The following is a 14,610-nucleotide window of genomic DNA, read 5'->3' as shown; positions in this document are numbered from 1 at the left end:
CAGCAGCGCCTCGGCGGCGTGGGCCGCGGCGGGCATCGCTGCCTGCTGGCGAGCCGCCGCTCGGGCGTTGCGCCCGCCAGGCTGCTTGTGGCCCAGCGCCCACAGCGCTAGGGCCACCTCTGGCCCGTGCTGCGCATGCGCCGCCCAGGGCTGCAAAGCCGCCCGAGCCGAGGCGTCCTCGCCCAGCTGGGCCAGCGCAAGCCCGGCGGCCAGCGGCTGTGCCCGCAGCGGGCCAGCAAGCGCCGCCGCATGGCGTAGCAGCCAATCCGGCCGATGCGCGGCAAGCGCGGCCGGGATCAACGCTTGCCATGCCGCAGGCGGCAAGCTTACCCGGGCGGCTGCGCTGGCGATGGCATGCGGCCGCCCTGTGGCTGCGGCCAGCAACAACAGCCGCTGCCATGCAGCCATGCTGCCGGCTTGCATGCTCAGCGCCGCCGTGTACGCGGTTTCTACCTCTGCCCAACGGCCAGCCCGCTCATATGCCATGCCTTCCAGCGTCAGGCTACGATAGGTCCCAGCACCAGAGACTGATGTATACCTGCTGGCTGTGGAAGCAGCTGATTTAGCCTGTTTTAACCAATTCAAGGCCACGTCCTCTCTCCCTTGATCCAGTTCAAGTACAGCACCAAACTCCAACAAATCCGGAAAATCCTCATACACGGGCGCCCATGCTTCCACTACAGCAAGCGCCTGTTCCGGGCTGCCAATCTCTCGCCAGGCGTAAGCCGTTTTCAGCACCAGATCCGAGTGATATCCACACTCCGGCTTAAGCTGTGCCAATAATGGCTGTAACAAACGGAGTGCTTCATCATACTTCGCTTGCTGAAACCATTCTGCGGCCAGAGCATATAACAACTCCGGTTGATCGCCCTCCTGATTCAACGCGAAACGAATCAACTGCATATTCCGTGCACCTTTATTTTTGTCGGTAATCACCTGCTCCAGATATCCGTAATGAATGACTTCAAGTCCAGAATGAAGCACACCTTGCGGAGCCAGTGCCATGATGGAAGAAGCAATCTCTTCATGAATTCTGCCCTGAAAGGCAATTCGGGGATCATTTCGGAACAAACGACACACCGCATCCGTCACATGCTCTTCACCGGACATACCCAGCAGACTTGTGACCTGTATCCAGTATCCCCATACGTCGTCCCTGCTTGTCGCTAACAACTGCATGAGTTCTGTCTTCATCTGCGGAGTCTGTACCCATACCTCATCCGCATCAAGCACCAGAATCCACGGTTTCGTAGCAGCGGCCAGCGACAGATTACGGGCTTCACTGAAATCTCCGTTCCATTCCGTACGAATTACAACGGCCCCATGGAGACGAGCAATTTCAGTTGTATCGTCTACCGAGCCTGTGTCCACAACGATGATCTCATCCACAACATCCCTGACTGCATTCAAGCACCGCTGGAGTGAACCGGCTTCATCCTTCACGATCATACACAAGCTAATCCCTATGCCCATATTCATCACCACCCCTCACCAAAGGAGTTCAGCCGCACCAATTAGCCCGCTGAATTAAGTTGAACTCCCGCTGCCTGATCCCTCTCAGCTCTCAAACCCGTCCGCTCCCGGCAACTCAAGCCGAATATGCTGAACGACAGGCCAACAACGGTGCCGCTGTCCATCTGCATGCTGAGCGAACACCTCCAGATGATGGTCCGCAGCACTGACCAATCCTTTCACCAGCCAGCTTGTTCCCGTCAGGGTATCCGAAGCCCCAGGGAACGAATCAATGTCACTCACCTTCCCGTTTTCCTTTTTCCCTTCCATCTCTTTCTTCTTCTCTCCCACTCGAACGTTCTGTTCCACCGATAACCCTTCTCCAGCCAATTGCTGTCGACACATCTGAATCAGGCTATGCAGCTCTTTCCATCTCCCTGACTGTACACATCCTTCCATCATCAGTCCAAGCGCCTGCCAGCCATCATACTCTGTTCCTGCAACCGTTCCGTCTATGCTGGAGTCCATGTCCTTCTTCTTTGTCGCTCTCAGACCAACCGTTCTCCCTGTCTGCACAGCAGATTCCTCATTCTTTCCTTCACCCACCTGCAAACTACGCTTCAACCACAAGGTCAATGGATCATCTCCGTTGACTTCCTTCCCTTCTATCCACTCCAAACGTTCGAGCCATCGAGCAGACGAGATTGCGAGCAGCCCTTTTTTCCGCTGCACAGGTTCCAGTTTCAGACGCGCCTTATTCCATCTTCCCTGTTGGATTTGGAGCATCGCCTCCGCCACAGATAAACGCTCCCTCATCTCTGCGGAAGGTTGTGAGGATATACCCGATAACAATTGTAAAGCCGCATCATAACAACGACTTTGCTCCAGAATGCCCAATACTTTGTGTGTAGCCTCTTCCGAACTGAGTGCAAAACGCTCCCTCACCAGCTCTGGAATCTGATGTTCCTGCCCGGAGACTCGCATAATTCGGAATATCCGATAGAGCGGCGGTAACAGACTGGATTTGGCACGTACCGCTTCCACGTAAGCATCTACCGCACCCTCCAGATCGGCCCTTCCTTCCAGTAATCGCCCTAACGTATACCACGTCTGATAGGTGCCGATGCCTTCTTCCGTATGATATATGGGTGGAGGTGGCCCCATGCGAACAGCTTCAAGCAGCGAATATTCTGCCCGATCTGCATCACCCAATGCGTCTGCACATACCCCGCGATGGTGCATCAGATCCGTGTACTCTGGAAAGAGTTCAAGCGCAGCATCGATGCGATCTAATGCCTCCTGCCAGCGATTCAGATGCTGGAGACAACGAACTTCATATTTGAACAGCAAATGCGCGTAACTGGTCACCGCAGGATCAATCCCCATCCGAGCCACACCAAACGTCTCCAATGCCCGCTCCGCTTCCCCCACACGCAGATACTCGACACCCAGATTATAGTGATGGAACGGCTGATCTGGTTCTTCCTCCACTGCCTGTTGCAGCAGGCGAACATTACGGTTCACCTTATCTTTGCGCTCCACAATCGCCGTCTGATACCCATAATGATGGATGACCATGTCCGTCACATGAAAAGCAGCCTCTGGGTTCCTACGGCAAATCGCCGCGGCAATCTGCTCATGAATCCGACCTTCGAACCGATGCTCCGGGGCATTACGGAAGAGACGCAAAACCGGATTCACGGTAACCCCCTGCTGACCCGTACCTGTATAGTTATGAATGTTTAAAAACAATCCGTCACATCCGCTGACCGACGTCCAGCTCCTGATCTGCTCCCGCGCAGCCCTATCGAGCGCCTCGTCCGCATCAAGAAAGAGAATCCAGTCGCCGGAAGCGCGCTCCAGGCCAGCATTCCGTGCTGCGGCAAAATCTTCGCACCACTCAACTCGCACAACCACCGCTCCATATTGCTGCGCAATCTCTGCGCTTCGGTCCGATGAACCGGTGTCCACCACAATAATTTCGTCCACCGCTCCCTGGACACTGGCAAGACAATGAGGCAGCAACTCTTCCTCATCCTTCACGATCATGCATAGGGAAATTCGTTCCGCTCGCAAGCTGATTCCTCCTTTCCTTTGCATGGAAAAGCGTACGCCACGGCATACCATCGGTCGTTCGCAGCCTTTGTTCCAGTGCATTATGTTGTGCAACGAGTACATCTGAAGAAGGAGATCGAACCAATTCCTGCCGAATCGCCTCCATTGCCAATCGCATGTAACATACAGCTGCTCCAACTCGGGCCTGCCACATATCAGGCTCCCGCTCCAGAGCCTGCTCGAACAGAGACAGCGCTTGATCGTTGTGGCCTTTGGCATACAGCGTTTCACCCAGCCAGAATAACCCTTCGGCATCCAGCTCACTCTCGGTCATGCACTGAATCAGGATGTTCGCGGCTACCATGGTATACCCTTGACGATACAGCAGACTTGCAAACTTTCGCCTTCGAGTTAAAGTCGTTCCCCAATGATCACACATCATCATGGCCCGCAACTCATGCAGTTGCTCAGCAAGTGTGAGCTGTCCTGTCTTTACGGCTTGCTGCACAACCTTCTCTGCTACCATTTCTGCCTGCGGACCCCATTGAATAAGCTTCTGTTCTTGTGACGCAGGTTCCATGCTTCGCGGCTCTTTCGATAGCTGATCCAGCAGTCGATCCATGACCTTCCAAACGTTCTTTTCTTGTGGAAGCGTAGTTGCGAGGAACGCCTCGGATAATCTTAATCCGTTGGCCCAACAAGCCAGTGCCCAATCAATTCTGTGCTCAGCCAGCAGATTGACTTCATGCACACCCCCCACGCTCCAGTGTTCTTCTGCCAGTTGCAGTGCTTCGGAAACCCTATTCGCACACAACATCCAATGTATTTGATCCGCTACATGGATACGAGCAGTACACGAATCTGCATCCAGCATTTTCAATGCCTGTTCATATGCTCCACAGCCTGTTAGAACATGAATCATTTGCACCAGATGATCCTCATTTGTCACTGCATATGAATGGGGCATTTCACCACGAATCAAATCACCGTGATCTGACTCTCCGATTCCTCTGCTTCTGGAAAGTAATGTTTCTGCTATGTTCTCATCCGTTTCACCGGATTGTTGCAGCACGTCTGCCAACCCGGCCCATGCCGGAGCATATGTGAACATGCTGTCCAGAGCCAGCCCGTACAGATGTGCAGACTCTTTATAGAATCTCCGTTTCTGAGCAAGTCTTGCCATCGCAGTATAGGCTCTGTAACTGTTAGAACCCGCTTCCGTTACATATGACGCGTCTAACGTGCTACCGCCATCACTGTGTCCAACACGGTCTATTCCCTCCCGGTATTCCGTTGCTCGGGCATACGATTGATATGCACGCTCCCCCAAACCTTGCAGCTCCAACGTCTCCCCATACAACAGGTGCAGATCAGCATAAGATGGATAACGCTGTCTTTCCACAATCAGAATTGCATGCGCCTCGTCGTAACGTTCCGATCCCACAAGGGTCTTTGCATAATCTCTAACCAGTGTAGGTCGATATGGTGCGAGCAACTCTGTCAGGTGTAATGATTCACTGAACGCTTCAATTGCCTTTTCGACCTCACCAAGCTGGCAATACGTTACTCCCAGATTGTACAGGTGAAAAGGCTGTGCAGGCTCATCTGCGAGTTCCCGCTCAATCAGTTTCAAATTACGTCTTGGCTTTTGCTCTTGCGCAATTGTAGAGGCCAGATATCCATCATGCATCAGACATAATGGAGCAAGCGGTTCAGTCTCGATCAATTGGCTTTGTTCATCTGTATAGGTCTCGCTCTTATTCATATCAATAGCCTCATCCTGGCCAAGCCTGCTTGGGCTACTACGAACCAATTGCTCATGAATACGCCCCTTGTACCGATATCCCTGATGAGCACGGAACAGCCTCACTGGCTGAGAGATAACGCTCTCTTCTACCCCTTCACCGTATCGATTCTCTATGGTAATACGTAATCTGGTAATGCTTTTATGGACTTTAGGTAAATAATTCAGCAGTTCTTCCAATCCCTGCGTAACGTACTCATCGGCATCCAAACACAGGACCCATTCCGTGCTCGCCAGAGGCAGACTGATATTTCTTGCATGGGCAAAGTCATCTTCCCAACAAGCGTGCAACACCGTTGCTCCGTAAGTTCTGGCGATCTCGGGTGTACGGTCAGATGAGCCAGTATCGGTGATAAAACATTCCGTGCTGATATGCTTCAAGCTGTCGAGACAGCGGGGCAGGTGATGTTCTTCATTTTGCACAATCATATGAATTCCAAGTAAACGGTTCTTCAAATCCAACCACCTCCAATACAAAAAAGTACATGAAGTCCACCAAAGGAACTCCATGTACCTATATGACAAATAAATGGGTTATGTGCCTTGTCCATTGAAGAACACATCAATCGTGCTTGGTGCGCCGATTAGGCTGGAGCGGTAGGAAAGACGCGTGTATTTGAGAAAACGCTGAGGTACCAATACATCGACTGACCCGGACAAAATGCCCGTTACCGTCGTTACATCCGTGTACCAGTTCGTTCCGTTGGCGCTAATCTCAACAAGAGCATCTACCCGGTTTACACCCGGCCCCCGGTTATATACAAAGAAAGAATACGTGCCAAATACACTGGTCGTAACCGCCGGGAGCGCTGTGAAGGTGTTGGCGGTCGGGGTGCTTATGAGTTGGGACTCCTGAAAACTCTTCTGTGAAATGGACGTCACACTGCTAAGTGTTCCCGCGGTAATTGTAGCACCGAGCACGCTGGTGATTGTACCATTTAGCAGGTTTGTCAACGTCCCTGCAGTTACCGTTGCGCCAAGTACGCTTGTAATGGTTCCGTTCAATAAGTTTGTCAGTGTTCCTGCGGTAATCGTTGCTCCCAATACACTCGTGATCGTACCATTCAGCAAGTTCGTCAACGTTCCTGCGGTCACCGTGGCCCCGAGCACACTGGTAATGGTTCCGTTCAACAGGTTCGTCAGTGTTCCTGCTGTAATTGTCGCTCCGAGTATACCTGTGATGGTACCTGCTGTAATCGTGGCTCCGAGCACACTCGTGATCGTTCCCGCCGTAATCGTCGCTCCCAATACACTTGTAATCGTACCATTCAGCAAGTTTGTCAGTGTTCCTGCGGTCACCGTGGCCCCGAGCACACTCGTGATCGTTCCGGCGGTAATCGTTGCTCCCAATACACTTGTAATCGTACCATTCAGCAAGTTCGTCAATGTTCCTGCTGTCACCGTGGCCCCAAGCACACTCGTGATCGTTCCGGCGGTAATCGTTGCTCCCAATACACTTGTGATCGTACCATTCAGTAAGTTCGTCAATGTTCCGGCGGTCACCGTGGCTCCGAGCACACTCGTGATTGTACCGTTCAACAAGTTTGTCAGCGTTCCTGCTGTTACGGTTGCCCCGAGTACACTTGTAATCGTTCCCGCTGTGATCGTTGCTCCCAATACACTCGTGATCGTACCATTTAGCAAGTTCGTTAATGTACCCGCTGTAACTGTGGCCCCAAGCACACTGTTGATCGTACCTGCCGTGATCGTCGCTCCAAGCACACTCGTGATGGTTCCGTTCAGAATGTTGGTAATGGTTCCGGCGTTAATTGTAACCGTGGTCAGACCTGAGATGTTACTGATCGTTCCGTCCAAAATAATACCAACCACGTTCCCGCTTGTATCCGTTCTGACAGGCTGGGCTGTGCCTGTACTATCCTGACCAAAAATCAAGGTTCTCAGATTATCCGGATTCGTATTAAACGTTGTAAAGTTAGGCATGTGCCTCGTCCTCCTCCCTGGTCAAATCTGTGAGATCATACTCCCTTATGGCATACGCTGCGCCTGAAAGTAAACATCGAGCCGGGTCGGCTGATCCGGTTCAACGGATCGAATTGCAAGCCGGGTATAGTGCAAAAATCGCAATGGTACCAGCGCTTTGGTCTGGCCTCCCGCGACCACCTCCTGGCTGTCCACAGCATAATCCACGGCATTGGGGCTGATCTGGATCTGTACAATAGCCGGATGTTTGCCCCGATTCACAACGCCATAGGTATACATGCTGAGTGATGAGGTGTCTTGTGCCGGGAGTGAATCCATGCTGCTACTGGTTTCGGCTCCGACATACGTATGCTCTGTAAAACAATGAATAGCACCAGGGAGTTTCGTACGTGAGGAAGCACCCTGCTTGAACCGGGGACGAGTAATCCGGGAACAAGGGGGTTTCAGCAATTTAGCGCGGCAGGAATGACGGGAGCGGCGGCGACTGACATATTTAGTTGGTTGCTTCGTTCTCTTCTTGCTTTGCTTCGCTGTTCGACTCATCTCGATTTCCCCTTAAAAAATGTGCTTACGCATCGTATGCCCGGATTGGATATACGGGCACGGCAACCGCCGTTATTTCCAGATATACGGCTCAGTCCCCAATCCATTTTGCTTCTTTTCACATACACTGCAAGTACAATGAAATACGAATCAATCGGAATGTTGCTCAAATGAACTGGTCTATGGAAGGTGGATGAGATGACCAACTATAATGTATTCAACCAATCTAATCGTCCCCTGTTTACTCAACTGACCAATACCTTCTCAGCCCCGGGCATTGAAGCGTCACCAGACAGTGGTGCAGCTGCTGCAGGCAGTTTTTTTGCCCTGACGACCAACAATACCTTAATTCCTTCCAACCAGAGTCTTCTTCTACAGATCCTGAATGCCGCTGGCAGCGGCCGAACAATACGCATATCCAGCCTCACAGGAGGCACAACAGCGGCAGCTACTCTTGTTATCTATTCAGGAGGAACCGTGACTGTCGGTAGCACACCAGTGCCCGTCAATACGTTACTTGGAAATACCAACGCCAGTGTAGTTACCACAAGACAAAATACAGGTACTCTGGGGGGAACCTTCACAAGCATCGCAAGTATTCCGCTCACCGCAGGAATGTATTCACTGGATCTGAATGGCTCCATTATTGTTCCACCGGGACAAACATTATCCATTAGCGTAGGCACGGGGAATCAGACCGCAGCCATTAATCTGTTCTGGTGGGAAATCTGAGTTTGACCCTGATAAAAGGAGGTGCACACTGTGCCGAACAATAATGTATTCAACCCGTTAAGCCAGCCCGTCTATACGTCCAACACCAACACGTATATTTCTCCCGGCATTGTTGCACCTCCGGAGAATAATGCTGGCAGTACAGGCAATCTGTACAACGCAGGTTCCACCAACTCCACAACACTGGGGTTGCTGGGAGGAACGGTGATCGCCACCGTACAATTGGCCAATCCAGCAGGGAGTGGGAAAACCCTATACGTATCACGACTCTCCGGCGGAATCACGGTATCACTCAATCTGTTATCTTCCTTCAGTGGTTCCATGAGTCTGAGCGCTAATGGAACACTGACATCGCCCACCACACTCACGCCGGTAAACAGCAATCTTTCCAGCAGCAATACCAGCGTAGCCACGGTACGGTTCTCTGCTGCTACACCTGCAGGAGCGACGCCATTGATGGCTATGCCCCTTCAAGCAGGGCCGTTTCTATCCAATGAATTTGGCCGTTATGTGGTTCCTCCAGGTCAGGCCATTAACCTCTCTGTCAGCGGATCACTTTCGGTTGGCGGACTGATGGCTTCTACTGCTTATTTTGCTTGGTGGGAAGTATGATTCGTTCAATATATAACATTCTAGGATAGCAAACGGCCGCCCTTCGGTGACTACCTGAACCCCCTTTGATCGAACGGATGAGCGACTTTGCTTCCGATAGGGTGAAGGCGAAGCAGAGAGCTCGGCCTGACGGTGGTTAATCGCTATCCCTCTGTTAACATTCGGAAGGCAAAAGGGAAAATACGAGTACAAAAAAAAGAACCGGCATATGCTGGCCCGCCATGTATTTGATCTCTTCAGTGTCTACCTGTCTCATTTCCCTAAAAGCATATGGGTTTGTACTTCGAAGATCGAACCATCAAAGAAAAGCACTGTATCATAATCCGTTACCTCTACCGATTGTTCAGCACAGAGCATCTTGAATTGCTCCCACTCCGGTTTTAATAAGTTATCTACACTTATACCTTCTAAGTAGATTACGAGAATGTCATGGCCACCTAATGTGGCGGCGACACGTAAAACTTCATGCTTACAGTGTGTTATATCCTCACGGACATAAAAATCGATTATAGATTCACTTAAGATACGATCATCCGGATGCATGACTTGTTTCACGACTTCATCCTCAATAGGAGCTGCCATTTTCATGAGGTTTGAAATCCGACTTTTAGCCCTATTTTTAGCTGCTGTTACTCTTCTCATTGTTTACCTCCACTATCAAGATATCTGCATTATTGCAAAATCGATGCGAGGTGACAAATTTTAAAGAATAGAGTTTAGTCTGCTTTAGACTTTGACTCCGTGCGGGATGTTAAACGAGGGTCAGGAACGTAGAGCGGAGTAACCCCGCAGCGGTGCCTGCTGGCTCTTAGGTGCTGTCTCTGCCGCCTTAGAGCCAGTAAGCATTAGCCCTCAGAAAAAAAGTAAGACCTTCTCTGAAGAAGATCTTTATCTAGGTATCAATCCTATTTTTCGTTTGGAGAGTAAGCCTAATCATTAAGATCAAAAAGAGCACCCGTTTGGATGCTCTTTAAGAATGAGTAAAACGATGATTTATTATTCAATGCATTTCTTATTTTTGTCCATTTCAGCCCATACTAGATAAATAATTCCTAGACAGAGTGCAATTATTTCTGGGATAAAAGAAAAGGATTTAGTAACTGACAAAGCATACTCAAACATGCCCTCGCCTAAGACATTATCTTTGCGTCCCATAATTGCCGCAACAATAAAGTGTGTACTATTTCTCGAAATAAACAATATGGCAGAGATGACAAGGAGGGTAATACCAGCTGCCCGTTTATTCATATAATCATTCCTCCTTGGTATCAATAGATTTGTTTTAATTCGGAACTGTATCAGTTTCCATTACTACATAGAGCCCATCAGGCAACCCTGCATTTCCTTTTTTCGCGATATAAACGTCTAGAAAATATGTCTCATCCGTTATTTTCACATTGGTCTTACCATCGAAGTTCCATAATTCTTCATACATTGTACCAAAAGAATTACTCATGTTGGGAGTATATTTCATCCATGAGTATTTTTTTGGAGGTATAGGTTGAGAAATTGCATCAGTGTTAGAGTATGAGTTGCTCCACGATGCGCCTACTGTTACCCCTGCAGTAAAAGCTTTTTTTGTATGAGAAGCGGACAAACTAACGTTGCTTGTATAGGACTGTGAAGCCGCGAAGCTGATAGTTCTAGTGATAGTTTGCGTCCCAGAATTATAAATTGGAACGGAAATTCTGCGAGCTAAATTTTGCCGATACACTGTAGGTACGAATCCAGCCTGAACGTATCTACTTCGATCAATCAAAGCAAATGGTGTAATCAAATCATCATCATTAGAACGGCTCTTTAAATCCCCAATATTAATTCTATTAGTCATAATACTTTTCTGTGCCTCTAAAAGTTGTTGTTTTTCCTCATTTTCCTTTATTAAAAGATCATACTGCTCAGTATTAAGCTCTTTTTTCACCCCATCTTCAACGACAAATGCTCTTGATACATTAGACTCGGCCGAAACTGTATTTTCAGTTTCAGCAAAAGCAGCTGAGCTGGTACCTCCTACCATTGCCACTACTAGAGACAGAATTACCGGAAACTTCAACTTCAACTTCATTTTCACTTTCCTTTCTCTTAGGTTTATTTACGCACAACCAAATACAATAATTGTATTAAATGTATCTAGTTATAATAAGAACACCTTATCTCAGTGTAAAGTTATGGAATTTTATAAAAAAATAATAATTTATTATCCATATGAGAAAATAACATCCATATTTATAGGTTTCCACACCAGATCCAAGATATAATCACTAAAAAAATACCGATGAGGATCACCGTTTCTTTGAATATTCAAGCTCAATCAGAACAACACGTACTCTTCATCTAAGAATAGTTTTGGGAATTGATCTCTCACTTTTTCTTCCTTAGAATTTACAATCATTTTATAAGAAAATAGTTGAGCGTCACTGCTCCAGGGTTTAGTAACCTATAATTCACGGATTCTTTCCTCTTATTCATGTTCAGGATAAGGAACTATATCAGGATCAAGTAATGCATCATCAATTCCTAAAATATTGAAGATACGCTTGTCGTATCTTATTTACATGTAAGTTCGCTTCTCTCGGCTTTGGTAAAACCATGATTATCTCCTCACTCTTTTATGGTAGGAACAGCTAGCTATTAAGAGAGCCCCAAGTTTTAATACGGCTAGTTGTCTGACTGTGGATACAATGATGTTAGGAATCGGGTCAAAGCTGTCAGGCCGATTCCTGCGGAATGTTCTCTTTGGCTTCCGTTATGAGAGGCTGTTTCCTCTCCCATAAGATACGTTGTAGCAGTATGCCGGCAAGACCAATTACCAGCGTAGCGAGACCGATATATTGAAAGGTGGGGCTCGGCCCCGCAACTCGAATGAGCGCTCCACCTGCAAGTGGAGCTACAACCAGTACAACACTGGATAACGAGTTTTGAATGCCAAAGACGCGCCCTACATAGGCAGAAGGGGTCTCTTTTTGCAACAAATAATTCAGTGTTACCATAAAGAGTCCATTACCCAGCCCAATGCAGAGGCCCCAGATAATGACCCAAATTTCGGGTGTTTGTGGGCCGATCCACCCCAGCGCAGCGATTCCAGCACCCACGAACAGATATCCTCCACCCAGTCCCCACCCATACCCAATTCTAGGCAAGCGATTTAACAACAAAATGATGAAAACTGCCCCGGCTCCTGCCGAAGACCCCAACCATCCGAGCAGTGATTCATTACCTGGCTTGATCTCCCGAAACAGAGTCGTAAACTGATAATCAATCATCAGAATGGCCATGAGTCCAAAACAGCCGAACAAAATCGTACTCAGCACGGTGCGACTGCTCTGTATAAAACGCCAGCCTTGCTTCCACTGGGAGAACAAAGATTCCGATCCATCTTTTTCACTAGCAGCACTCCCGTCTGATTCAACCGATTCCGACTTCTCCACCAAACGCCGCAAGGGCCATAATACCGCACCTGACAACAGGCGGGTACAGGCATTAATGACAATACAGATTTGTGGTGAAAAGAAGGCCAAAATGACTGCACCCAGAAGTGGTCCCGCCACTTTCGAACACTGGCTCACAAAACCGTTTAGGGACGATGCCTGAAACAGATGCTCCTCTGCCACCACCTGGCGGGTTAACGCCTGCTGAGCTGGAACGTGAAAAACTCCCATCATGGCCCGCAGGGCAAGAAGTGGAAGCAGCCAAGCCGGGCTTGGTGCGAATAAAATAGCAACGGTTAATCCCACGGTGATCACATCACACAGGATCATGATCTTTACTTTGTGCAGTCGATCAGCCAGGGCACCTGCAAAGGAGCCAAGCAGTATACCCGGGACAGCCATACATACAGGAATAAGTGCAATGATCAGTGGATCGGCGCCCCAGCGGTAGGCCACCATCACCTGGATGGCGAGTGCATCGAACCAATCTCCAAACGTAGCCAGAGAGTATGCGATAAACATGCGGACAAACCGGAGGTTGGTCCATAAGCTTTTGGAAGATTCCGCAGATGAGGCGGGTGATTCGGTGGATTCATTGGATGTGGGTTCATTTGAAATGACGGTCATACATGTACTTCCTCCCTTGATTACAGCCGCTTGTGGTCTGTATGTTCCTTGGCTGTAATCATAAAGGCGTTATATCAGAGGAAGATCAGAGGATGGGGTGATGGGAGATAAAAAGTTACGTATTTCATCTACAATTTGTTGTCCAAATGCGGGTACACCGTAACTTTTGCCGATCTCTGTATACACTTGACGATACTTACTGCGAATTCTACCTTCAATTCGATGATGACCCAGAAATAGGAGAATCTGATATGCAGCATTCAGATATAACGGTGCGTTCAGCGACATTTTCAATACATCCAGACCGTCATCCATTCTTAACTCTGCCTCACGAATCCGTCCCTGCCGAAGTAACCATAATCCTTCCATCACCTGAAAACGTCCGATCTCCCGCAGATAGGGTGCATCCTTCAATCCCGCTCGCAGGACTGCCATCTGGGCCTCAACAGCTTCACCGCTGCCACCCCACAGTTCCACATACAACGCTGCAAGTGCTACAGGCAGTCTGAAATTCTTGAGCTCGTCAGTCTCTATTACACGATACGTTTCCTCCAGCTGTGCTTTGGCCCGTTGATATTGGCCCACCTCTACATAGACTTCAATGATGTTCAGAATGCGGAGCTCGCGAAGCTGATCGGCAGACAATGCCGATGAATTCAATGCCTGCTCATACAAAGGTAAGCTTTCTGATGGTTCGATTAGGGGGTGCACGAAAATCAGTAGCCAATATAGTCGCTCCTCAAAGGGAATTTCCTTTGTTGTAATCAGCCATTCCAGATCTCCCTGTATAAAACGGATATACAACTGATAATAAGGGGCAATCTGAATGCCAAGTGCTTCCTGCTGTTGAACCAGTGTCTGTATGGCGTTTCCCTGCCCAAACACATGATATTTACGAAGTAATCCGTGAATGACCTCCTGCATTTCTGGGTCCTGAGCAGATGGGCTAGCGGGTAGAGCGGACTTATTCTCATGCACAGCAAGTCGATATCCGTAGCCCCGTACTGTATCCAGACGGATCTCGTCCCAGCGTTTCAGCTTCTTGCGCAGGCGATAGATATGATCGTCCACAGTGCGTTCAACCGGATATTCAAGCGGCCATACCCGATCCAGCAATTGACTGCGGGTGAAGGCTTTCTCCTTGTTTTCATACAGAAAATGCAGCAGTGCAAATTCCTTGGCGAGCAGGCGAATGGACTCTGTACGCCGCGTGACCGTATATGTCCCTTCATCCAATTGCAAAGACATGCCTGGTTCCTCCTACTATGTATAATTCGCTGATCCGAAATCGTATAGATTCATTCCATTTTTTCAACGTGTTCAACATACCACAAAAACCCTTTGCGAGAACGCAAAAGGTTTTTATCGTCTAACTTATAGATGGCTTAGATTGTGGATTACGGTACGTATAGCTGT

General features: G+C 48.9%; 12 protein-coding genes. 2 read left to right on the top strand and 10 right to left on the bottom strand.

Going from position 1 to position 14,610, the window contains the following annotated elements; genetic code table 11:
• The 5 genes from C170_RS04420 to C170_RS04400 form a co-directional block, all read right to left on the bottom strand.
• Positions 1-1,479: glycosyltransferase family 2 protein (locus tag C170_RS04420; RefSeq protein WP_155985025.1), on the bottom strand; the 1,479-nt coding region annotated here is incomplete at its 3' end.
• Between the two features lie 78 nt (positions 1,480-1,557).
• A complete protein-coding gene (locus C170_RS29960; protein WP_162158952.1) occupies positions 1,558-3,528 on the bottom strand; it encodes a tetratricopeptide repeat-containing glycosyltransferase family 2 protein in 1,971 nt (656 codons plus the stop codon).
• Positions 3,485-5,767, bottom strand: coding sequence for a glycosyltransferase (locus C170_RS04410; protein ID WP_036606674.1), 2,283 nt, complete (start codon positions 5,765-5,767; stop codon positions 3,485-3,487). Before C170_RS04410 ends, C170_RS29960 begins: the two co-directional genes overlap by 44 nt.
• A gap of 78 nt (positions 5,768-5,845) precedes the next feature.
• The gene (locus C170_RS04405) at positions 5,846-7,252 is read right to left on the bottom strand and encodes a DUF6385 domain-containing protein (protein WP_235200712.1); all 1,407 of its coding nucleotides are present in this window, start codon (positions 7,250-7,252) and stop codon (positions 5,846-5,848) included.
• 45 nt (positions 7,253-7,297) lie between these two features.
• Positions 7,298-7,795: a DUF6385 domain-containing protein gene (locus tag C170_RS04400; protein ID WP_036606672.1), complete on the bottom strand. Its 498-nt coding sequence runs from the start codon at positions 7,793-7,795 to the stop codon at positions 7,298-7,300.
• 198 nt (positions 7,796-7,993) lie between these two features.
• Here C170_RS04400 and C170_RS04395 point away from each other — a divergent pair, with 198 nt between their 5' ends.
• Together C170_RS04395 and C170_RS04390 are read left to right on the top strand one after the other, a co-directional pair.
• Positions 7,994-8,527 (top strand): hypothetical protein, encoded by a 534-nt coding sequence (locus tag C170_RS04395; RefSeq protein ID WP_036606670.1) that lies wholly within the window; start codon positions 7,994-7,996, stop codon positions 8,525-8,527.
• Positions 8,528-8,557: 30 nt separating this feature from the next.
• Positions 8,558-9,139: a hypothetical protein gene (locus C170_RS04390; protein ID WP_036606668.1), complete on the top strand. Its 582-nt coding sequence runs from the start codon at positions 8,558-8,560 to the stop codon at positions 9,137-9,139.
• A 252-nt stretch (positions 9,140-9,391) separates the two neighbouring features.
• Here the strand turns inward: C170_RS04390 and C170_RS04385 are convergent, their stop codons facing one another.
• From C170_RS04385 to C170_RS04365, 5 genes are all read right to left on the bottom strand, one after another.
• On the bottom strand, positions 9,392-9,781 hold the full coding sequence (locus tag C170_RS04385; RefSeq protein WP_036606666.1) for a hypothetical protein: 390 nt from the start codon (positions 9,779-9,781) through the stop codon (positions 9,392-9,394).
• Positions 9,782-10,135: 354 nt separating this feature from the next.
• Positions 10,136-10,387, bottom strand: a complete 252-nt coding sequence (locus tag C170_RS04380; protein WP_036606664.1) for a hypothetical protein — start codon at positions 10,385-10,387, stop codon at positions 10,136-10,138.
• A gap of 34 nt (positions 10,388-10,421) precedes the next feature.
• Positions 10,422-11,210 carry a hypothetical protein gene (locus C170_RS04375; RefSeq protein ID WP_162158951.1) on the bottom strand — a complete coding sequence of 263 codons (789 nt, stop codon included), beginning with the start codon at positions 11,208-11,210 and terminating at the stop codon, positions 10,422-10,424.
• A gap of 637 nt (positions 11,211-11,847) precedes the next feature.
• Positions 11,848-13,194, bottom strand: coding sequence for an MFS transporter (locus C170_RS04370; RefSeq protein ID WP_081745847.1), 1,347 nt, complete (start codon positions 13,192-13,194; stop codon positions 11,848-11,850).
• 69 nt (positions 13,195-13,263) lie between these two features.
• On the bottom strand, positions 13,264-14,442 hold the full coding sequence (locus C170_RS04365) for a winged helix-turn-helix domain-containing protein (protein ID WP_051447008.1): 1,179 nt from the start codon (positions 14,440-14,442) through the stop codon (positions 13,264-13,266).
• Positions 14,443-14,610 lie beyond the last annotated feature (168 nt).

The organism is Paenibacillus sp. FSL H7-689 (assembly GCF_000517905.1).
GTDB classification, from domain to species: Bacteria; Bacillota; Bacilli; order Paenibacillales; family Paenibacillaceae; genus Paenibacillus; species Paenibacillus amylolyticus.
The sequence above is the reverse complement of the archived record's forward strand: the minus strand, read 5'-3'. Positions and strand labels throughout refer to the sequence as shown.